Source organism: Pseudomonas sp. TE24901 (assembly GCF_054058375.1).
Map to the genome: position 1 here is coordinate 458,198 of NZ_JBSSAF010000001.1, position 21,323 is coordinate 479,520.

20 protein-coding genes are annotated in these 21,323 nt (G+C 61.3%); 7 read left to right on the forward strand and 13 right to left on the reverse strand.

What is annotated here, in order from left to right; translation table 11 throughout:
* Nucleotides 1–136: 136 nt before the first annotated feature.
* Nucleotides 137–1,801, reverse strand: a complete 1,665-nt coding sequence (locus ACVWVP_RS02155; protein ID WP_259172374.1) for a putative bifunctional diguanylate cyclase/phosphodiesterase — start codon at nt 1,799–1,801, stop codon at nt 137–139.
* Nucleotides 1,802–2,070: 269 nt separating this feature from the next.
* Between ACVWVP_RS02155 and rep the strand changes: the two genes are divergently transcribed.
* Nucleotides 2,071–4,080, forward strand: coding sequence for a DNA helicase Rep (gene rep, locus ACVWVP_RS02160; protein ID WP_178920312.1), 2,010 nt, complete (start codon nt 2,071–2,073; stop codon nt 4,078–4,080).
* A gap of 58 nt (nt 4,081–4,138) precedes the next feature.
* Nucleotides 4,139–4,711: a xanthine phosphoribosyltransferase gene (locus tag ACVWVP_RS02165; RefSeq protein ID WP_025856334.1), complete on the forward strand. Its 573-nt coding sequence runs from the start codon at nt 4,139–4,141 to the stop codon at nt 4,709–4,711.
* 147 nt (nt 4,712–4,858) lie between these two features.
* Here ACVWVP_RS02165 and ACVWVP_RS02170 read toward each other — a convergent pair whose 3' ends face one another.
* The 6 genes from ACVWVP_RS02170 to dadA form a co-directional block, all read right to left on the reverse strand.
* Nucleotides 4,859–6,781 (reverse strand): acetyl-CoA hydrolase/transferase C-terminal domain-containing protein, encoded by a 1,923-nt coding sequence (locus ACVWVP_RS02170; RefSeq protein WP_457404388.1) that lies wholly within the window; start codon nt 6,779–6,781, stop codon nt 4,859–4,861.
* Between the two features lie 137 nt (nt 6,782–6,918).
* Nucleotides 6,919–7,332 carry a c-type cytochrome gene (locus ACVWVP_RS02175; RefSeq protein WP_176994669.1) on the reverse strand — a complete coding sequence of 138 codons (414 nt, stop codon included), beginning with the start codon at nt 7,330–7,332 and terminating at the stop codon, nt 6,919–6,921.
* Between the two features lie 181 nt (nt 7,333–7,513).
* Complete coding sequence (locus ACVWVP_RS02180) at nt 7,514–8,062, reverse strand: cupin domain-containing protein (RefSeq protein ID WP_003176893.1); 549 nt, start codon at nt 8,060–8,062, stop codon at nt 7,514–7,516.
* Between the two features lie 116 nt (nt 8,063–8,178).
* Nucleotides 8,179–9,252: an alanine racemase gene (gene alr / locus ACVWVP_RS02185; RefSeq protein WP_457404389.1), complete on the reverse strand. Its 1,074-nt coding sequence runs from the start codon at nt 9,250–9,252 to the stop codon at nt 8,179–8,181.
* 79 nt (nt 9,253–9,331) lie between these two features.
* The gene (locus ACVWVP_RS02190) at nt 9,332–9,685 is read right to left on the reverse strand and encodes a RidA family protein (protein ID WP_145158111.1); all 354 of its coding nucleotides are present in this window, start codon (nt 9,683–9,685) and stop codon (nt 9,332–9,334) included.
* Complete coding sequence (gene dadA / locus ACVWVP_RS02195) at nt 9,657–10,958, reverse strand: D-amino acid dehydrogenase (RefSeq protein ID WP_457404391.1); 1,302 nt, start codon at nt 10,956–10,958, stop codon at nt 9,657–9,659. The genes ACVWVP_RS02190 and dadA overlap by 29 nt, the downstream gene beginning before the upstream one ends.
* Nucleotides 10,959–11,114: 156 nt before the next feature.
* Between dadA and ACVWVP_RS02200 the strand changes: the two genes are divergently transcribed.
* Nucleotides 11,115–11,603 carry an Lrp/AsnC ligand binding domain-containing protein gene (locus ACVWVP_RS02200; RefSeq protein ID WP_003176896.1) on the forward strand — a complete coding sequence of 163 codons (489 nt, stop codon included), beginning with the start codon at nt 11,115–11,117 and terminating at the stop codon, nt 11,601–11,603.
* 104 nt (nt 11,604–11,707) lie between these two features.
* Here ACVWVP_RS02200 and ACVWVP_RS02205 read toward each other — a convergent pair whose 3' ends face one another.
* The gene (locus ACVWVP_RS02205; protein WP_259172376.1) at nt 11,708–12,061 is read right to left on the reverse strand and encodes a YkgJ family cysteine cluster protein; all 354 of its coding nucleotides are present in this window, start codon (nt 12,059–12,061) and stop codon (nt 11,708–11,710) included.
* Nucleotides 12,062–12,176: 115 nt separating this feature from the next.
* On the opposite strand from ACVWVP_RS02205, the gene ACVWVP_RS02210 reads away from it, so the two are divergent.
* Nucleotides 12,177–13,469: an NAD(P)/FAD-dependent oxidoreductase gene (locus ACVWVP_RS02210; protein ID WP_457404392.1), complete on the forward strand. Its 1,293-nt coding sequence runs from the start codon at nt 12,177–12,179 to the stop codon at nt 13,467–13,469.
* Here the strand turns inward: ACVWVP_RS02210 and ACVWVP_RS02215 are convergent, their stop codons facing one another.
* The gene (locus ACVWVP_RS02215) at nt 13,470–13,694 is read right to left on the reverse strand and encodes a DUF1127 domain-containing protein (protein ID WP_178920322.1); all 225 of its coding nucleotides are present in this window, start codon (nt 13,692–13,694) and stop codon (nt 13,470–13,472) included.
* A gap of 166 nt (nt 13,695–13,860) precedes the next feature.
* On the opposite strand from ACVWVP_RS02215, the gene ACVWVP_RS02220 reads away from it, so the two are divergent.
* Nucleotides 13,861–15,285 carry an aminotransferase-like domain-containing protein gene (locus ACVWVP_RS02220; protein ID WP_457404394.1) on the forward strand — a complete coding sequence of 475 codons (1,425 nt, stop codon included), beginning with the start codon at nt 13,861–13,863 and terminating at the stop codon, nt 15,283–15,285.
* 62 nt (nt 15,286–15,347) lie between these two features.
* Nucleotides 15,348–16,916: a phospholipase D family protein gene (locus tag ACVWVP_RS02225; RefSeq protein ID WP_457404396.1), complete on the forward strand. Its 1,569-nt coding sequence runs from the start codon at nt 15,348–15,350 to the stop codon at nt 16,914–16,916.
* A 123-nt stretch (nt 16,917–17,039) separates the two neighbouring features.
* Here ACVWVP_RS02225 and ACVWVP_RS02230 read toward each other — a convergent pair whose 3' ends face one another.
* Nucleotides 17,040–18,182 carry an MFS transporter gene (locus ACVWVP_RS02230; protein ID WP_178920329.1) on the reverse strand — a complete coding sequence of 381 codons (1,143 nt, stop codon included), beginning with the start codon at nt 18,180–18,182 and terminating at the stop codon, nt 17,040–17,042.
* Between the two features lie 157 nt (nt 18,183–18,339).
* On the reverse strand, nt 18,340–19,833 hold the full coding sequence (locus ACVWVP_RS02235) for an aldehyde dehydrogenase (protein WP_259172379.1): 1,494 nt from the start codon (nt 19,831–19,833) through the stop codon (nt 18,340–18,342).
* 230 nt (nt 19,834–20,063) lie between these two features.
* On the opposite strand from ACVWVP_RS02235, the gene ACVWVP_RS02240 reads away from it, so the two are divergent.
* A complete protein-coding gene (locus tag ACVWVP_RS02240; protein WP_065902480.1) occupies nt 20,064–20,426 on the forward strand; it encodes a cupin domain-containing protein in 363 nt (120 codons plus the stop codon).
* A gap of 71 nt (nt 20,427–20,497) precedes the next feature.
* Here ACVWVP_RS02240 and rpmG read toward each other — a convergent pair whose 3' ends face one another.
* Entirely contained in the window at nt 20,498–20,653 is a 156-nt protein-coding gene (gene rpmG, locus ACVWVP_RS02245; RefSeq protein WP_003176906.1) for a 50S ribosomal protein L33, read from the reverse strand.
* A gap of 11 nt (nt 20,654–20,664) precedes the next feature.
* The gene (gene rpmB / locus ACVWVP_RS02250; protein WP_003176907.1) at nt 20,665–20,898 is read right to left on the reverse strand and encodes a 50S ribosomal protein L28; all 234 of its coding nucleotides are present in this window, start codon (nt 20,896–20,898) and stop codon (nt 20,665–20,667) included.
* Nucleotides 20,899–21,323 lie beyond the last annotated feature (425 nt).

The following is a 21,323-nucleotide window of genomic DNA, read 5'->3' on the forward strand; positions in this document are numbered from 1 at the left end:
AGCTCCCACAGTTTTATCCGCGTTGTGTCAGACGGCAGCGGCGCAGATCAGGATTATCGCCTGAAGAAGCTGGGGATCCACCGGTCCAAATGTGGGAGCTGGCAAGCCGGTTCCTACAGTTGGTGGGGTTCGCCATTCAGCCCAGCAGGGCCTGCTGGCCCTTGCCGAAGGTCAGGTATTCAACCAGCTCCGGCAACGGCAACGGTTTGCTGATCAGGTAACCCTGGGCCTGGTCGCAGCCAAACAAACGCAACAGCGCCAGTTGCTCAGGGGTTTCCACACCTTCGGCCACCACTTCCAGGTTCAGGTTGTGGGCCAGGTTGATCATCGCGTGCACCAGCTTGCGGTTCTCTTCACGCTCTTCCATGCCGCCGACGAAGCTCTTGTCGATCTTCAGCAAGGCAATCGGCAGGCTGTTGAGGTGCACGAACGAGGAAAAACCGGTGCCGAAGTCATCCAGGGAAAACCGCACGCCCAAACGGCCGAGTGCGTCCATGGTCTGCTTGACCAGATCACTGCGGCGCATCACGGCGGTTTCGGTCAGCTCGAACTCCAGCCATTGCGCTTCAACACCGCGCTCGGCAATCAGCCGGCTGAGGGTGGAAAGCAACTGGCTGTCCTGGAACTGGCGGAACGACAGGTTGACCGCCATGTGCAACGGCGGCAGGCCGCGTTCGCGCAAGTCCTGCATGTCGCGCAGGGCCCGGGAAATCACCCAGTAGCCCAGGGGCACGATCAGGCCGCTCTGCTCGGCCAGGGGCACGAACTCACTCGGCGGCAACAGGCCGCGCTCACCGTGGCGCCAACGCACCAGGGCTTCCAGGCCGACGATATGCCCATCGTCCAGGTCCAGGCGCGGTTGGTAATGCAGTTCCAGTTCATCCCGACGCAGGGCGCGGCGCAGCTCACTTTCCAGGTCGGCCAGACTGCGCGCGTTGCGGTTGATGCGCTCGTTGAAGATATGAAAGGTGCAACCCTGGGTGCTCTTGGCTTGCTGCATGGCGATATGCGCGTGCCACATCAGCGGGTCGGCACCGGCGCGGGCACGGGCATGAGCCACGCCCAGGCTGCAGCCGATCAGCAGGCTCTCGCCATCGACCCAGTAGGGTTCGGCCATGACTTCGGTGATGCGTTCGGCCATCCATTCGGCGCGTTGGGGCGCACGGCGGGTGTCGATCAACAACGCGAATTCATCGCTGCCCAGGCGTGCCAGTTGGTCCCCGGCCTCAAGCTGGCTCTTGAGCCGCGAGACCACTTGCAGGATCAACCGGTCGCCGGCCTGGTGGCCGAGGGCGTCGTTGGCGTGGCGGAAATTGTCGAGGTCCAGATGCCCGAGGGCCAGGCCGCGGCCTTCGTTCTCGGCCAGTCGCGCCGCGAGCAAGGTCTGGAAGCCCTGTCGATTGGCAATACCGGTGAGCGGGTCCTGTTCGGCCAGGCGCTGCAAGGTGTTTTCCAGCACACCCCGCTCGCGCACATGGCGCAGGCAGCGGCGCAGTGTATCGGCGTCCAATACATCACGGATCAGCCAATCGCTGACACCGAGGGGCGAAACCAGCGGCTCCTGCTCCAGCAGCAATACACAAGGCAAGCTGCAGCGGCCCGGACCGGGTTGCAGGTGGGGAGTGGTCAACAGCACGGCACCGTGGTCGTCATCGAACAGACGGCTCACGGAATCCCAATTTGGCGCACTGATCAGCACAGCCCCATCGCCCATCGGCGCCAGGCACTCGCGCAATAACGCTGCCCACGCGGGCTCATCGGCCAGCAGCAGCAAACGCAAGGGTTCGACAGGCGTAGACAAGCTAGCTCCCTAGACTCTGCAAGAATTCGTTGGCGGCGGGCATTATGACGTGCGGCCTGATAATCACCAATGATAGGGGTTATCAAATACGCCGGCTGTAAACATTCGTCTTGGCCCAAACCACAAAAAGCCCACCACATCCTGCGGCAAAGTATCAAAACCGGCAAATTTAGATCGAGTGGTACGTCACACTGTCGTTCTGACAGAGCAGAATCCTGCGAGCCTGTTAAAATGCCCGCCCTTTTGAATAACGACTCCTGAAATTCTGTATGTCCCGACTCAATCCCCGGCAGCAAGAAGCCGTGAACTACGTCGGCGGCCCTCTATTGGTGCTCGCCGGCGCAGGCTCCGGCAAGACCAGCGTGATCACCCGCAAGATCGCGCACCTGATCCAGCACTGCGGCATCCGCGCCCAGTACATCGTCGCCATGACCTTTACCAACAAGGCGGCGCGGGAAATGAAAGAGCGCGTCGGCACCCTGCTCAAGGGTGGCGAAGGCCGTGGCCTCACCGTGTGTACCTTCCACAACCTGGGCCTGAACATCATCCGCAAGGAGCACGTACGCCTGGGCTACAAGCCCGGTTTCTCGATTTTCGACGAGACCGACGTGAAGTCGCTGATGACCGACATCATGCAGAAGGAGTACGCAGGCGACGACGGCGTGGATGAGATCAAGAACATGATCGGCGCCTGGAAGAACGACCTGATCCTGCCCGCCCAGGCCCTGGAAAACGCGCGCAACCCCAAGGAACAGACGGCCGCCATCGTCTACACCCACTACCAGCGCACGCTCAAGGCGTTCAACGCGGTGGACTTCGACGACCTGATCCTGCTGCCCGTAAAACTGTTCGAGGAACACGCCGACATCCTCGAAAAGTGGCAGAACAAGGTGCGCTACCTGCTGGTGGACGAATACCAGGACACCAACGCCAGCCAATACCTGCTGGTGAAAATGCTGATTGGCAAGCGCAACCAGTTCACCGTGGTAGGGGACGACGACCAGTCGATCTACGCCTGGCGCGGCGCCCGCCCGGAAAACCTGATGCTGCTCAAGGACGACTACCCGTCCCTGAAAGTGGTGATGCTGGAGCAGAACTACCGCTCCACCAGCCGCATCCTGCGCTGCGCCAACGTGCTGATCTCGAACAACCCCCACGAGTTTGAAAAACAACTGTGGAGTGAGATGGGCCACGGCGACGAGATCCGCGTGATCCGCTGCCGCAACGAAGACGCCGAAGCCGAGCGCGTGGCCGTGGAGATCCTCAGCCTGCACTTGCGCACCGACCGGCCTTACAGCGATTTCGCGATCCTGTATCGCGGCAACTACCAGGCCAAGCTGATCGAGCTGAAATTGCAGCACCACCAGGTGCCGTATCGCCTGTCGGGCGGCAACAGCTTTTTCGGACGCCAGGAAGTAAAGGACCTGATGGCCTACTTCCGGTTGATCGTGAACCCGGACGACGACAACGCCTTCCTGCGCGTGATCAACGTGCCGCGCCGCGAGATCGGCTCCACCACCCTGGAAAAACTCGGCAACTACGCCACCGAGCGCAAGATCTCGATGTACGCCGCCACCGACGAGATCGGCCTGGGCGAACACCTGGACACACGCTTCACCGATCGCCTGTCGCGCTTCAAGCGTTTCATGGACAAGGTGCGCGAGCAGTGCGCCGGCGAAGACCCGATCAGTGCCCTGCGCAGCATGGTCATGGACATCGACTACGAGAACTGGCTACGCACCAACAGTTCCAGCGACAAGGCCGCCGATTACCGCATGGGCAACGTCTGGTTCCTGATCGAAGCGCTGAAAAACACCCTGGAGAAAGACGAAGACGGCGAAATGACCGTCGAAGACGCCATCGGCAAGCTGGTGCTGCGCGACATGCTCGAGCGCCAGCAGGAAGAAGAAGATGGCGCCGAGGGCGTGCAGATGATGACCTTGCATGCGTCCAAGGGCCTGGAATTTCCCTACGTGTTCATCATGGGCATGGAAGAGGAAATCCTCCCGCACCGCTCCAGCATCGAAGCCGACACCATCGAGGAAGAACGCCGCCTGGCCTACGTGGGCATTACCCGCGCACGTCAGACCCTGGCCTTTACCTTTGCCGCCAAGCGCAAGCAATACGGCGAAATCATCGATTGTGCCCCCAGCCGGTTCCTGGATGAGCTGCCGCCGGACGACCTGGCCTGGGAAGGCAACGACGACACCCCGACCGAGGTGAAGGCCGTTCGCGGCAACACCGCGCTGGCGGATATACGCGCGATGTTAAAGCGCTAGAATCGACTACTTTTTAATCTACTTTCGGCGCCCGTTGCGTCAACAGAGGAAGCTTTCCGTGGAAGCACTGCACAAGAAAATTCGCGAAGAAGGCATCGTGCTTTCCGATCAGGTACTCAAGGTCGACGCCTTTCTGAACCACCAGATCGACCCGGCACTGATGAAACTGATCGGCGACGAATTCGCCGCGCTGTTCAAGGACTCGGGCATCACCAAGATCGTCACCATCGAAGCCTCAGGGATAGCACCGGCCATCATGACCGGCTTGAACCTGGGCGTTCCGGTGATCTTCGCGCGCAAGCAACAGTCCCTGACCCTGACGGAAAACCTGCTGTCGGCGACGGTGTACTCCTTCACCAAGAAGGTCGAGAGCACCGTGGCGATCTCCCCTCGTCACCTGACCAGCAGCGACCGCGTGCTGGTGATCGACGACTTTTTGGCCAACGGCAAGGCGTCCCAGGCGCTGATTTCGATCATCAAGCAGGCGGGCGCTACCGTGGCCGGCTTGGGGATCGTGATCGAGAAGTCGTTCCAGGGTGGTCGGGCGGAGCTGGATGCACAAGGTTACCGGGTTGAGTCGCTGGCACGGGTGAAGTCGTTGGAAGGCGGCGTGGTCACCTTCATCGAATAATTTGCCACATGGCAAATTCCCAGTGAACACGGATCAAAATGTGGGAGCGGGCTTGCTCGCGAATGCAGAGTATCAGTCGCTGAATTTATTGACTGGTCCACCGCATTCGCGAGCAAGCCCGCTCCCACATTTGATTTGCATTGTTTGTTAGTGTGCGGTGGCTTGTAGGCCGGCGAGTAGCAGGCGCTGGTAGAGGTCTTCTTTCAAGCCTTCGGGCTTATCCAACCGCATGCGCTTCAAATGCTCGGGAAACGCCTCTGGCTCCGGCGCGTCCAACGCAGCCTTGCCCAACTCCAGAATCTCCGTCAGCTTGAATTTGCTCTTGAGCCAGTTCAACGCCCGCAACAGATCCCGCTCCTCCTCCGTGAAATCGCTGCCCAGCGGATACTCCGGAAACAATCGCCGATGCCGCGCCTGAATGCCTTTGAGCCGCTCCGGGGTGTTGTCGGTAAAACGCGGCTCCAACTGGAAACCTTCGGGCAGTTTGCCGGCCTTTTGCGCCTGCTCGATCAAATCATCCTGGAAGCGTGAGTCGGTGATTTTGAGCAACGCCTCGATCACTTTGGCATCCGTCTGACCACGCAGGTCGGCAATACCGTATTCAGTGATGACAATGTCCCGCAGGTGTCGCGGAATGGTGCAGTGGCCGTAGTCCCAGACGATATTGGAACTCACCTCCCCCGCCGATTCGCGCCAGCTGCGCAAAATCAGGATCGAGCGTGCGCCTTCCAATGCATGGCCCTGGGCGACAAAGTTGTATTGCCCGCCCACACCACTGAGCACACGGCCGTCTTCCAGCTGGTCGGCAACGCCCGCGCCCAGCAGCGTGACCATGATCGCGCTGTTGATAAACCGCGCATCCAGGCGCTGCAGGCGCTTGAGTTCTTCCTGACCGTACAGCTCGTTGATGTAGCTGATGCGGGTCATGTTGAATTCGAGGCGCTTGGTGTGGGTCATCTCCTGCAAGCGCTGGTAAAAACTGCGCGGCCCGAGGAAGAAGCCGCCATGGATCGACACGCCGTCGGGCTGCGCGGCGTCGTCCAGCGTGCCAGCGTTGGCCTGCTCCTGGGTGGCCACATCCGGGTACACCTTGCGCCGCACGATCCCGGCATCCGCCAGCACCAGCAAGCCGTTGACGAACATCTCGCTGCAGCCATACAGGCCCCGCACAAACGGCGCGACGCCGCCTTCATGGCTGATCAGCGGCGCCCATTGGTACACATCAAGGTCGGTCAGCAGCAGGCGGTAAGCCTCGTTATCGGCCTGGCGGGCCAGCAAGGCGGCGGTCAGCGCGTCGCCCATGGAGCCGATGCCGATCTGCAACGTGCCGCCATCACGCACCAACGTGCTGGCATGCAGGCCGATGAAATGGTCCTGGAACCCCACCGGCATGTTTGGTGTGGAGAACAGCGTGGTGCTGTCTTTTTCATCGATCAGGTAATCGAACGCATCCATGCCCAGCTCGGAATCCCCCGGCATGTAGGGCAAGTCGCTGTGGACCTGGCCCACCACCAGGATGGTTTCCCCGGCGGCGCGGCGCTTGGCGATCATCGGCAGCAGGTCGAGGGTGATATCCGGGTTGCAGCTCAGGCTCAGGCGGTCGGGGTGTTCGGCACTGCTGGCGACCAGTTGCGCCACCAGGTTCAGGCCGGCGGCGTTGATGTCGCGGGCGGCGTGGCTGTAGTTGCTGCTGACGTAGTCCTGCTGCGCCGAACGGCTGTGGAGCAAACTGCCGGGCTGCATGAAGAACTGCTGCACGTGGATATTGGCCGGCAGGCTGTCCTTGTGCAGGTCGGCGAGAAAATCCAGCTCGGGGTAGTCGCCGAACACCCGCTCGATAAAGGGCCCGAGAAAGCGCTTTTGCAAACCATCGCCGAATGGCGGGCGGCCCAGGCTCAAGGCGGTGTAGAGCGTCAGTTGCCGCTCGGGCAACTTGGCAATACGCCGGTACAGCGCGTTGACGAATAGGTTAGGCTTGCCCAGGCCCAACGGCATGCCCATGTGTATATGCGCGGGCAAGCGCGCCAATACGTCGTCAACGGCTTGCTCAATTGAACACAACTGCACCATCCGACCCTCCCGAACATTCCATGATTAGGGGTTGGACCGAGCTTGCCGGGTCTTTGCTGCAATGAACAGCGCCGAAACACAAATGGGGGGCACAAAAAAGCCGCTTACAAGCGGCTTTTTTGGCGAAGATCGGCGGATCAGAGGCCGGACATCTTCTTGATCGCGCCTTTGAGGTCATCATCCGAGCAATCGGCGCAGGTGCCTTTGGGCGGCATGGCGTTCAGGCCGGTGATGGCCTTGGCCAACAGACCGTCGAGGCCACCCTGATGGTCGGCGCGGTCTTTCCAGGCGGCGGTGTCACCGATTTTCGGGGCGCCCAGCAAACCAGTCCCGTGGCACGCGTTGCAGTGCTTGGCGATCACGTCGTCCGGGGTCTTGGCAGCACCGCCGCCACCTGCGGCCACGGCCACTTCCATGCCCTTGCATTCCTGGCCTTGAACGCAGACCTGGCCCACGGGCTCCAGGCGCTTGGCAATTTCATCATTGGTCGCAGCTTGAGCGCTGACAGCCCATAGGGCCAGTACGGTTGCTGGTGCAGCCAGCATTTTCATAATTAGGTTCACGCGTTCACCCTCAATGGTGGCTATTCACGCCTGCGGCCACGGTTTCGCAGGCGGCGAAAGTATAACGGTTAGCCCGCCTGGCCGAAACAACCCTATTAAATAAAGGGAGATTCGGCGTCACGGTTACAGCGACGGGTGTGTCTGCAACGCTGGCAGCACGCCTCTTCTGTCAAAAGTTCGCCGGTGTGGCTGCGCTGATTAGTCGCGCCGGCACATCGAACGGGTTGCGAAAACGATGGGGCTTGGTGCTTTCAAAGTAGTAGCTATCGCCGGCTTCGAGCACAAAAGTTTCAAGACCGACCACCAACTCCAGGCGACCTTCCACCAGAATCCCGGTTTCTTCGCCCTCATGGGTGAGCATTTCTTCGCCGGTATCGGCGCCTGGCGGGTAGATCTCGTTCAGGAACGCAATTGCCCGGCTGGGGTGCGCCCGGCCTACCAGTTTCATGGTGACGGCACCGTCGGAAATGTCGATCAGCTCATTGGCTTTATAGACGATCTGCGTCGGTATTTCCTGGAGGATCTCCTCGGAAAAGAACTCGACCATGGACATGGGGATACCACCCAGCACCTTGCGCAAGGAGCTGATCGAGGGGCTGACGCTGTTTTTTTCGATCATCGAAATGGTGCTGTTGGTGACACCCGCACGCTTGGCGAGCTCACGCTGGGAAAGACCCTTGAGTTTACGGATGGATTGCAGTCGTTCGCCGACGTCCAATGCAGGAGCCTCCTAGGATTCAGGCGTTGTTGTAATTGAGCGTTATCATGGCGACAGCGTTCAGTATTTACAACACTTGGGCCTAAATCCCGGGCACCTGCGTTCGTACCCGGCGGTCAAGCGCCGGAATAGAGCCTTGGCACGCGGCGCAGGTTGCAGAAGATCTGGTAGGGGATGGTCTCGGCGGCCACCGCAACATCACTGGCGAGGATGTTTTTGCCCCACAACTCCACCGTAGAACCAAGGCCGGCCTGGGGCACGTCCGTCAGGTCGATGCACAGCATGTCCATCGAAACGCGGCCGAGCAATTGGCTGCGTTGCCCGGCGACCAGCACTGGCGTGCCGGTCGGCGCATGACGCGGGTAGCCATCGGCATAGCCCATGGCAACCACGCCTATGCGCATCGGCTTGGGTGTGATGAATTTGGCGCCATAGCCCACCGGCTCGCCGGCCGGCAGTTCACGCACAGAAATCACTTTGGACTCCAGGGTCATCACCGGCTGCAAACGTGCGGCCACCGCCTGGTCTTCGCCAAACGGCGTGGCGCCGTAGAGCATGATGCCCGGGCGTACCCAGTCGCTTGACACATTCGGCCAGCCCATCACCGACGGCGAGTTGCGCAGGCTGACGTCGGCCGACAAGCCTTGGCGCGCCGCTTCAAACACCGCCACTTGTTCATTGCTGCGCACGCAGTCGAGTTCATCGGCACGGGCGAAATGGCTCATCAATACAATCTTGGCGACTTTGCCACTGCCCAGCAGGCGCTGGTACGCCTCATGGTAATCCTTGGGATGCAGGCCAACCCGGTGCATACCGGAGTCGAGCTTGAGCCAGACGGTCAGCGGCGTGCTCAGCCTGGCCTGCTCGATCGCCTCCAACTGCCACAACGAATGCACCACGCACCACAAATCATGCTCGTTGATCAGCGGCAACTCGTCGGCCTCAAAAAAGCCTTCGAGCAACAGCACCGGCGCTCGAATGCCGGCTGCACGCAGCTCCAACGCCTCTTCGATGCACGCCACGGCAAACCCATCGGCCTCGGCTTCCAACGCTTGTGCCACACGCACCGCGCCATGGCCGTAGGCATCGGCCTTGACCACGGCCAGGGCCTTGGCCCCCGTGACTTCGCGGGCTAATTGGTAGTTGTGGCGCAGGGCTTGGAGATCGATCAGGGCACGGGCAGGACGCATGGCGGCAGGCTTCTAGGCGGCAGAGAAAAGAAAAACCGGCACCGACCGACAACGTCGGCACCGGGAGAGGGATCCAGGTTTAAGGCAGCGCCGCCACGACGGACAGCTCTACCAGGATTTCCGGTTCGCACAACTTGGCTTCAACCGTGGCACGGGCCGGAGCGACGCCTTTGGGCAACCACTTGTCCCACACCGCGTTCATGCCGGCGAAGTCGGCGTCGATGTCTTTGAGGTAGATCGTCACCGACAGCAACTTGCTCTTGTCGGTGCCGGCCAGGTCCAGCAAACGCTCGATATTGGCCAGGGTTTCACGGGTCTGCTGTTCAATTCCGGCACTCATGTCGTCGCCGACTTGCCCTGCCAGGTACACGGTGCCGCTGTGGACAACGATCTGGCTCATGCGCTCATTGGTGAGCTGGCGCTGGATTGACATGTTTTGCGGACTCCTGGTGGTTGCCATAACGGGAAATATCAAGACCTGCGGCACTGATTTGCGGCGTTTTCTTCGCCATCAGGTCGGCCAGCAGGCGGCCGGAGCCACAGGCCATGGTCCAACCGAGGGTGCCGTGGCCGGTGTTCAGGAACAGGTTCTTGAACGGTGTGGCACCGACAATCGGCGTGCCGTCGGGCGTGGTCGGGCGCAGGCCGGTCCAGAAGGTGGCCTCGGTCAGATCGCCGCCCTGAGGATAAAGGTCGTTGACGATCATCTCCAGGGTTTCACGTCGACGCGGGTTCAGCGACAGGTCAAAACCGGCTATTTCAGCCATGCCGCCGACACGGATGCGGTTGTCGAAACGGGTGATCGCGACCTTGTAGGTCTCATCGAGAATGGTCGAGGTCGGCGCCATCGCGGGGTTGGTGATCGGCACGGTCAGCGAGTAACCCTTGAGCGGGTACACCGGCGCCTTGATCCCCAGTGGCTTGAGCAGCTTCGGCGAGTAGCTGCCAAGGGCCAGCACGTAGCGGTCGGCGGTTTCCAGCTTGCCGTCGATCCAAACGCCGTTGATGCGGTCACCGGCGTAGTCGAGGCGCTGGATGTCTTGCTCGAAACGGAACTCCACGCCCAACTGCTTGCACATGTCGGCCAGGCGGGTGGTGAACATCTGGCAGTCGCCAGTCTGGTCGTTCGGCAGGCGCAGGGCGCCGGCGAGGATGTCGGTGACACTGGCCAGGGCCGGTTCGACGCGGGCGATGCCGGCGCGGTCGAGCAGCTCAAACGGCACGCCGGACTCTTTCAGCACGGCGATGTCTTTGGCGGCACCGTCCAACTGGGCTTGGGTGCGGAACAACTGGGTAGTCCCCAGGCTGCGGCCTTCATAGGCAATGCCGGTCTCGGCGCGCAGTTCGTCGAGGCAGTCACGGCTGTACTCGGACAGGCGCACCATGCGCTCTTTGTTCACTGCATAACGGCTGGCGGTGCAGTTGCGCAGCATCTGCGCCATCCACAGGTATTGATCGATATCGGCGGTGGCCTTGATGGCCAGCGGCGCGTGGCGTTGCAGCAGCCACTTGATGGCCTTGAGCGGTACACCCGGCGCGGCCCATGGCGACGCGTAGCCCGGGGATACCTGGCCGGCGTTGGCGAAACTGGTTTCCATGGCAGCGGCAGGCTGACGGTCGACGACCACGACTTCAAAGCCGGCCCGAGCCAAATAGTAGGCACTGGTCACACCAATGACGCCGCTACCCAAGACCAGAACGCGCATTTTTATATCCTCATCGCGGGCATGGCCGCTGACGTGTGTTGTTCGAGCAATGATGTGCGCAGTGTAAAAAACTATTGCCAGTGCATTTCACTATATAAGTGCCTATATTTGGCGACAATTCTTGGCAAAAACCCTTTTCACAGAGGCGTATCCCCTATGCGTACCAACACCCAGACCAAGCGGGAGCTGGACAAGATCGACCGCAACATCCTGCGCATCCTGCAAACCGATGGGCGAATCTCGTTCACGGAACTGGGAGAAAAGGTCGGGCTGTCCACCACGCCGTGTACCGAACGGGTCCGTCGGCTGGAACGCGAAGGGATCATCATGGGCTACAACGCACGGCTCAACCCGCAGCATTTGAAGGGCAGTTTGCTGGTATTTGTCGAGATCAGCCTCGATTACAAGTCTGGCGACACCTTTGAAGAATTCCGCCGCGCCGTGCTGAAACTGCCCCACGTGCTGGAGTGCCACCTGGTGTCAGGCGACTTCGACTACCTGGTGAAAGCGCGGATTTCCGAGATGGCGTCCTACCGCAAATTGCTGGGTGACATCCTGCTCAAGTTGCCCCATGTGCGGGAGTCCAAGAGCTACATCGTGATGGAAGAGGTGAAGGAGAGCCTGAACCTGCCGATTCCCGATTAACCAACTGACACAACTGGGTCAAATGTGGGAGCTGGCGTGCCTGCGATAGCGGTGGTGACTGACCCACCGCCATCGCAGGCAAGCCAGCTCCCACATTAACCGAGTTAAACCAGCACTTGCCGAGTGCTGGCCATGTACTCGTGGATCTGTTTCTCCACCCGCGGGTGAATCAGCTCCACGGGCCGCCGCCCATTGGGGCAAGGCAACGTCTTGGTGGTGCCGAACAACCTGCAGATCAGCGGGCGCTCGTCATACACCGTGCAGCCGTTTGGCCCCAGGTGCACGCAGTTCAGCGCGTCCATGGCCGCATCCTGCTCGGCAGCGGTCTTGCGTGGCAGGCGCGACATTTCCTCGGGCGAGGTGGTCACCGGCCCACAGCAGTCGTGGCAACCCGGGACGCACTCGAACGATGGGATCTGACGGCGCAGCGCGCTGATTTTCTGACTGTTGCAACTCATCGAAACACGTACCGAACGGCGAATAGGCGTGGATTCTGCCGCAAAAGCCTGCGGTGAGACAGCTTCGCCCGACCGCTGTATCCTGCGTCAAATTTTCCAAACAGGGATGCTCCCCATGACCGCCAGCGCCCGGCACACCGCTTCCTACTACGCCGCCAGCAGCGTGCCGCAACCCGATTACCCGGCACTGGCCGGTGAAATGACGGCGGATGTGTGCGTGATCGGCGGCGGTTTTTCGGGGCTCAACACCGCGCTGGAATTGGCTGAGCGTGGCTTGCGCGTGGTGCTGTTGGAAGCGCGCAAGATCGGCTGGGGCGCCAGTGGGCGCAACGGCGGCCAGTTGATCCGGGGCGTCGGCCATGGCTTGGACCAGTTCGCCCACGTGATCGGCACCGACGGCGTGCGCCAGATGAAGCTGATGGGCCTGGAAGCGGTGGAGATCGTGCGCGAGCGTATCGAGCGTTATCAGATTCCTTGCGACCTGACCTGGGGCTATTGCGACCTCGCCAACAAACCCCGCGACCTGCTGGGCCTTGCCGAGGACGCAGACGAGCTGCGCAGCCTGGGCTATCGCCATGAAGTACGCCTACTGCAAGCCGACGAGATGAGCAGCGTAATCGGCTCCGATCGCTATGCGGGCGGCATGATCGACATGGGTTCCGGCCACCTGCACCCGTTGAACCTGGCCCTCGGCGAAGCAGCTGCCGCGCAGCAATTGGGCGTGAAACTGTACGAACAATCCGAAGTGACCCGCATCGACTACGGCCCCGAGGTTAACGTGCACACCGCCTCGGGCAACGTGCGCGCCAAGACCCTGGTGCTGGCCTGCAACGCCTACCTGAATGACCTCAACCCACAACTGGGTGGCAAGGTGCTGCCAGCCGGCAGCTACATCATCGCCACTGAGCCGCTGAGCGAAGCGCAGGCCCATAACCTGTTGCCACAAAACATGGCAGTGTGCGACCAGCGGGTGACGGTGGACTACTTCCGGTTGTCCGCCGACCGACGCTTGCTGTTCGGTGGTGCCTGTCACTATTCCGGCCGCGATCCCCAGGACATCGGCGCCTACATGCGTCCGAAAATGCTCAAGGTGTTCCCGCAACTGGCCGACGTGAAAATCGACTACCAATGGGGCGGCATGATCGGCATCGGTGCCAACCGTCTGCCGCAGATTGGTCGGTTGGCCGACCAGCCCAATGTGTATTACGCCCAGGCTTACGCGGGCCATGGCCTCAACGCCACCCACCTGGCGGGCAAGCTGCTGGCCGAAGCCATCAGCGGCCAGCAACAGGGCCGTTTCGATCTGTTCGCCCAGGTGCCGCACATCACCTTCCCGGGCGGCAAGCACCTGCGCTCACCGCTGCTGGCGCTGGGCATGCTCTGGCACCGCCTCAAGGAACTGGTCTGATCAATCGCGCCAGAACGGCTTCAGGCCTTCCTGGCGCGCCTGTTCCACGGTCAGCCCGACATCGCGCAACTGCTCGCGAGTCAGGTGCAGCAATGCCTTGCGGGTGTGGCGGCGGTGCCAGAACAAGTCCCAGCGACTGATATTGCGCGGCGCCCTCGCCCGCTCTTCTCCGGCCTCCAGTTCCTGGCTGTATAACGCCAACCGCACATCGCTCATGCCGCTCATTTTGCTGCCCCTCATTTGCTTGTTGCCATGAGTGACTAGAATGGGCGGTGAGCCAAAAGCGATACAGATTCAACCCGTATTTATTAAACCCATACAGATACTGCCTATCGACGCCTGAATCCTGTATTTTCCCCCTATCTGTACTGGTCTCTTGGGAGCGACCGCCATGACCCTTTACGTCAACCTCGCCGAACTGCTGGGTACCCGCATCGAGCAGGGCTTCTACCGCCCGGGCGACCGCTTGCCCTCAGTACGAGCCTTGAGCGTGGAGCATGGGGTCAGCCTGAGCACCGTGCAGCAGGCCTACCGCCTGCTGGAGGACAACGGCCTGGCGATGCCCAAGCCCAAGTCCGGGTACTTTGTGCCCGTCGGTCGCGAGCTGCCGGCACTGCCGGAAGTGGGTCGCCCGGCACAGCGCCCGGTGGAAATTTCGCAGTGGGACCAGGTACTCGAACTGATTCGTGCCGTGCCACGCAAAGACGTCATACAGATGGGCCGTGGCATGCCAGATGTATTGTCGCCCACCATGAAACCCCTATTGCGCAGCCTCGCACGGGTGAGCCGGCGCCAGGATCTGCCGGGCCTGTATTACGACAATATCCTCGGCTGTATGGAACTGCGCGAGCAGATTGCACGGCTGTCATTGGATTCGGGCTGCCAACTGACCGCCGAAGATATTGTGATCACCACCGGTTGCCACGAAGCGCTGTCCGCCAGCATCCACGCCATCTGCGAGCCCGGCGATATCGTTGCGGTGGATTCGCCGAGTTTTCACGGTGCCATGCAGACCCTCAAGGGCCTGGGCATGAAGGCCCTGGAAATCCCTACCGACCCGGTCACCGGGATCAGCCTCGAAGCCCTTGAACTGGCCCTGGAGCAGTGGCCGATCAAGGTCATCCAACTGACGCCCAACTGCAACAACCCCCTGGGCTACATCATGCCAGAGGCCCGCAAAAAAGCATTGCTGACCCTGGCGCAGCGCTTTGACGTGGCGATTATCGAAGACGATGTGTATGGCGAGCTGGCCTACAGCTACCCCCGCCCGCGCACCATCAAGTCGTTCGACGAAGACGGCCGCGTGCTGCTGTGCAGCTCGTTCTCGAAAACCCTGGCGCCCGGGCTGCGCATTGGCTGGGTGGCGCCGGGGCGCTACCTGGAACGGGTGCTGCACATGAAATACATCAGCACCGGCTCCACGGCGACCCAGCCGCAGATCGCCATCGCCGAATTTCTCAAAGGCGGGCACTTCGAGCCGCATTTGCGGCGGATGCGCACCCAGTACCAGCGCAATCGCGACTTGATGATCGACTGGGTCAGCCGCTACTTCCCAGCCGGCACCCGGGCCAGCCGCCCCCAGGGCAGCTTTATGCTCTGGGTCGAGCTGCCCGAAGGCTTCGACACGCTCAAGCTCAACCGTGGCCTGGTGGAACAGGGCGTACAGGTGGCGGTGGGCAGTATCTTTTCTGCCTCCGGCAAATACCGGAACTGCCTGCGCATGAACTACGCTGCCAAGCCAACCCCGCAGATTGAAGACGCGGTGCGCAAGGTCGGTGCCGCCGCAATCAAGTTGCTGGCCGAGGCGGCCGACTGACCTTTCGCGGGAAATGGCCGTCATATGCCCACAACCGCCCTGAACTGGAAGCAGCGCCCTTGATGATTCGACGGCTTTTACCGTTTTTAATGCTGGGCGCCCTGGCCCTGGGGGGCTGTGCGACGGTGGATGTACCGCGCGTCCCCAGCGATGCCCTGCCCGCCGCACAATCATCATTCGGCCGCTCGATCCAGGCCCAGGCGGCGCCCCATCAAGGGCGCTCGGGCTTTCGCCTGCTGCCCAACAGCAGCGAAGCCTTCATGGCCCGCGCCGAACTGATCCGCAACGCCCAAGTCAGCCTCGACCTGCAGTACTACATCGTGCACGACGGCATCAGCACCCGCATGCTGGTGGACGAGCTGCTCAAGGCCGCCGACCGGGGCGTGCGCATCCGCATCCTGCTGGACGACACCACGAGCGACGGCCTTGACCAGATCATCGCCACCCTCGCCGCCCACCCCAAGATTGAGATTCGCCTGTTCAACCCCCTGCACCTGGGGCGTAGCACGGGCGTAACGCGAGCCATGGGCCGACTGTTCAACCTGTCGCTGCAACACCGTCGTATGCACAACAAGCTGTGGCTGGCCGACAACAGCGTGGCCATTGTGGGCGGGCGCAACCTGGGGGATGAGTATTTCGACGCCGAGCCCAACCTGAACTTCACCGACATCGACATGCTCAGCGTGGGCCCGGTGGCCGAGCAACTGGGCCACAGCTTCGACCAGTACTGGAACAGCGCGCTGAGCAAACCCATCGATGAGTTTGTTTCCAACGCCCCGTCCAAAGGCGACCTGGCCGCAGCCCGCGTGCGCCTGGAAGCCTCGCTGGCCGAATCGCGCCAGCAGAACCATGCGCTGTACAACCGCTTGCGCACCTACCAGACCCAACCGCGCATGGATATTTGGCGCCGCGAACTGATCTGGGCCTGGAACCAGGCGTTGTGGGATGCGCCGAGCAAGGTACTGGCCACGGCCGAGCCGGACCCGCGGCTGCTGCTGACCACCCAATTGGCGCCGGAGTTGGAAGGCGTCAATCACGAGCTGATGATGATCTCGGCGTACTTCGTGCCGGGGCCGCCCGGCCTGGTCTACCTGACCGGCCGCGCGGATGCGGGCGTCTCCGTAAGCCTGCTGACCAACGCTTTGGAAGCTACGGACGTGCCTGCCGTGCACGGTGGCTACGCACCCTACCGCAAGGCGTTGCTCGAGCACGGCGTGAAACTCTATGAGTTGCGTCGCCAACCGGGCGATGCCGGAGGCGGCAGCGGCCCGCACCTGTTTCGTCGCGGCACGTTCCGAGGCTCGGACTCGAGCCTGCACAGCAAGGCGATGATCTTTGATCGCGAGAAGTCGTTTATCGGTTCATTCAATTTCGACCCGCGTTCGGTACTGTGGAACACCGAAGTCGGCGTGCTGGTGGACAGTCCCGAGCTGGCCGAGCACGTGCGCGGCCTGGCGCTGCAAGGCATGGCGCCGGCGTTGAGCTATGAGGCGAAATTGCAGGATGGCCAGGTGGTATGGGTGACTGAAGACAACGGCCAGTTGCACACCCTGACCCGCGAGCCGGGCAGTTGGTGGCGTCGCTTCAATGCGTGGTTCGCCACCTCAGTCGGCCTTGAACGTATGCTGTAAGAACAATGGAGATTGAATGTGGGAGCTGGCTTGCCTGCGATGCAGGCACCTCGTTTTTTCAGTTACACCGAGGAGATGCCATCGCCGGCAAGCCAGCTCCTACATATTGATCGCATTTCAAGGTCAGGCCGGTTGCGCGGCGCCGAATGCACCTTGGCGCAACAGCAACACCACCAGGCCCAACGCCCCGGCAGCCATCAACAGTGGCAACGCATGCCCGCTGATCCACTGGCTGCCCGCGCCGGCCACTAACGGCCCGATCAGGCAACCGATCCCCCACAACTGCGCAATGTGGGCATTGGCGCGCACCAGCGCGTCATCGCGATAACGCTCGCCGATCAAGATCAACGACAGGGTGAACAACCCGCCCGCACTGGCACCGAACAACACCCACACCGGCCAGATCAGCAGCGTGTGCAACACCACGGGAATCGCCAGGCTCGACGCCAGCAACAGCACCGCACAACTCAGAAAAAGCGTGCGCCGAGGCAGGTAGTCGGCCAGCGCGCCGATAGGCAACTGCAACAGCGCGTCGCCGACCACCACCGTGCTGACCATGGCCAAGGCGATCTCGGCCGTGAACCCCTGTTGCAGGCAATACACCGGCAGTAGCGTCAGAATCATCGCTTCGAACGCGGCGAACAAGGCCACCGCCCAGGCAATTGCCGGTAGGCTCAGGCAGAAGCGCCACAGGTCGCCCAGGGTCACGCTGAAGGATTCGGCAGTCGGAGCACCGCTGCGGCCCAGCAACAACAAGGGCGCCACCACCAGTAACCCCACGCCCACCCAGAAACCATAATCGTGGTCGGTACCCAGCGCTCCCAGCAGCAGGGGCCCCGACAGTTGGCTCAAGGCATAACTGCAGCCATACAGCGCCACCAGCCGGCCCCGCCACTGCTCCACCACCAACTGGTTGATCCAGCTTTCACCGAGGATAAACACGATGGTCAGGATCACCCCGATCATCAGCCGCAGCACCAGCCACACCGGGTAGCTTGGCAGGATGGCCAGCAGGCCGATGGACACCGCGCCCGCCCACAAGCACAGGCGCATCAGGTTGGCGGTGCCCAGCCACGATGCCATCCGGCTGGAGACCTTGGCCCCCAGCAGGACGCCAAAGGCTGGCATCGCCGCCATCACCCCAATGGCAAAGCTGCCATAACCCCAGCTTTCAAGGCGCAGGGACACCAGCGGCATGCTCACACCCAGGGCCAGGCCGACGCTGAGGACTGAGGCCAAGACGGCGAAATAAGTCGCCCAACGCATTTCCACGCTCCTGTGGATAATTCTTAAGATCACACAAAACAGCGTGGGAGCGGGCTTGCTCGCGAATGCGGTCCGTCAGCCAGTCAATCTGGTACTGATACACCGCCTTCGCGAGCAAGCCCGCTCCCACATTTTTAACCGCAATAAGCCCTGAAAATCAGAGCTTGATCCAGGTCGCCTTCAGCTCGGTGTACTTGTCGAACGCGTGCAGCGACTTGTCGCGGCCGTTGCCCGACTGCTTGAAGCCACCAAACGGGGCGGTCATGTCGCCGCCGTCGTACTGGTTGACCCACACGCTACCGGCACGCAGTGCCTTGGCGGTCAGGTGCGCCTTGGAGATGTCGGCGGTCCACACCGCTGCGGCCAGGCCGTAGACGGTGTCGTTGGCGATCTTCACCGCTTCCTCGGCGCTGTCGAAGGTGATCACCGACAGGACTGGGCCAAAGATCTCTTCCTGGGCGATCTTCATGGCGTTGGTCACACCGTCGAAAATCGTCGGCTCGACGTAGGTGCCACCGGTTTCTTCCAGAGTACGCTTGCCACCCGCGACCAGCTTGGCGCCATCGGCGTGGCCAGCCTCGATATACGACAACACGGTATTCATCTGCTGGGTGTCCACCAGGGCGCCGACGTTGGTCGCCGGGTCCAGTGGGTTACCTGGCTTCCAACCCTTGAGCGCCTCAATCACCAGCGGCAGGAATTTGTCCTTGATGGAGCGCTCGACGAGCAGACGCGAACCGGCGGTGCAGACTTCGCCCTGGTTGAAGGCGATGGCGCCGGCCGCCGATTCGGCAGCGGCCTTGAGGTCCGGGGCATCGGCAAACACGATGTTCGGGCTCTTGCCACCGGCTTCCAGCCAGACGCGCTTCATGTTCGACTCGCCGGAGCGGATCAACAGCTGCTTGGCGATTTTAGTGGAACCGGTGAACACCAGGGTGTCGACATCCATGTGCACCGCCAGCGCGTTACCCACGGTGTGGCCGTAGCCTGGCAGTACGTTCAGCACGCCTTTTGGAATGCCGGCCTCAACCGCCAGGGCCGCGATGCGGATGGCGGTCAGCGGGGATTTTTCGGACGGTTTGAGGATCACCGAGTTACCGGTGGACAGCGCCGGACCGAGCTTCCAGCAGGCCATCATCAACGGGAAGTTCCACGGCACGATGGCGCCCACGACACCGACCGGCTCGCGGGTCACCAGACCCAGCTGGTTGTGCGGGGTGGCGGCGACTTCGTCGTAGATCTTGTCGATGGCTTCACCGCTCCAGCTCAGGGCATTGGCGGCGCCAGGGACGTCGATTTCCAGGGAGTCGGTGATCGGCTTGCCCATGTCCAGGGTTTCAAGCAGCGCCAGCTCTTCGGCATTGGCGTTGAGCAAATCGGCGAAACGCAGCATGGCGGCCTTGCGCTTGGCCGGCGCCAGGCGCGACCACACACCGGAATCGAAGGTGGCGCGGGCGTTTTCCACGGCGCGCTGGGCGTCGGCGGCGTCACAGCTGGCAACAGTGGCCAGCAGGCGGCCATCGACCGGGCTGATGCATTCGAACGTGTCACCGGAAGCAGCGGCGGTGTATTCGCCGTTGATGTAGGCGCGGCCTTCGATCTTCAGATCCTTGGCGCGTTGTTCCCAGTCGGCACGGGTCAGGGTGGTCATGCGAGTGTCCTCCTCTTATTGAATACAAGGGCCAGGCGATGTCCCCCGGCAGCCTCACAGAATTCTTGCCCGGCCAGCCAGCTGTTCGGCTCAAGGCAGCTGCCACCCTAAACCAGCGGCTGGGGATGTTTCAATATATTTGACATAACGCCGGCAAACGCCCTTGCGATGTTCATTTTAATAAACATAGACTTTGGGCTCTCCAACCGCAGGCCAGACGGGACACGCACATGAGCATCCAGGACATCGTCGACTTCAGCCAAGCCAACACCGCCCCCGATCGCTACCGCCCCGCTGCGGAAAAAATCCTCAAGGGCGACCCGGAGCAAACGATCTACAACCACTACAACAGCCCGTGCGGCCAGATGAGCGCCGGGGTGTGGGAAGGCGAGGTCGGGCAATGGAAGGTCAACTACACCGAACACGAGTACTGCGAGATTGTGCAGGGTGTTTCGGTATTGCGAGATGCCGAGGGCAATGCCAAGACCCTGCGCGCCGGCGACCGCTTCGTGATTCCCGCTGGTTTCAGCGGTACCTGGGAAGTGCTGGAGCCGTGCCGCAAGATCTACGTGGTGTTCGAGCAGAAGGCCTGATCAGTAAATCGCAGGCAAAAAAAAGCCCGACTCGTGAGAGACGGGCTTTTTTTCACAAGGAGGAAAATCAATTACTTGATTTTGCCTTCTTTGTAGATCACGTGCTTGCGAACGCGCGGGTCGAACATTTTCTTTTCGAGCTTGTCCGGGGTAGTACGCTTGTTCTTGTCGGTAGTGTAGAAGTGACCAGTACCGGCGCTAGAGATCATTCGAATCAATTCACGCATGATAGAGCTCCTTAGATCTTGCCAGCGGCACGGATTTCGGCCAGCACGACAGTGATGCCACGCTTGTCGATGATACGCATGCCTTTAGCAGATACACGCAGGCGAACAAAACGTTTCTCTTCTTCAACCCAGAAGCGGTGATGCTGCAGGTTCGGCAGGAAACGACGACGGGTTTTGTTATTTGCGTGGGAAATGTTATTCCCAGTCACCGGACCCTTACCGGTAACTTGACAGACTCTCGACATGCCTCAGCCCTCTAAAACCACATGCCCAACCCGGCATGGGTTGGCCGCTTAATCTCTCAGTCATTTGGCGCCAGGCGCCGCGTTTCTTTAGGGTCTTACCGGCTACACCTACAAGCGAAGGAACCGGGCCCCTAGAAAAGAGCGCTGCTTTATACCAGAAAGACCCCAGTGCAACAACAGCCCGTGTGTTTTTACCGGCGTAAATCTTGGCAGCAGACGCCTGAACCGTTGCCAGGAGGGGCCGCTGTAATAGCCGACCGCTCGTCGCACAGAATGATTGACAGCGCACGCCCGCACCGAAAAGTGAAGAGCGAAACGCGCTGAGGCGTCATCAAAACAGTATTTTGGCGAAAAGCACAGGCAAAAATGGGCTAGTCATTTGCCAATCAGACCACTACGGTAGTCTTTTTCCAGACTGCACTCGC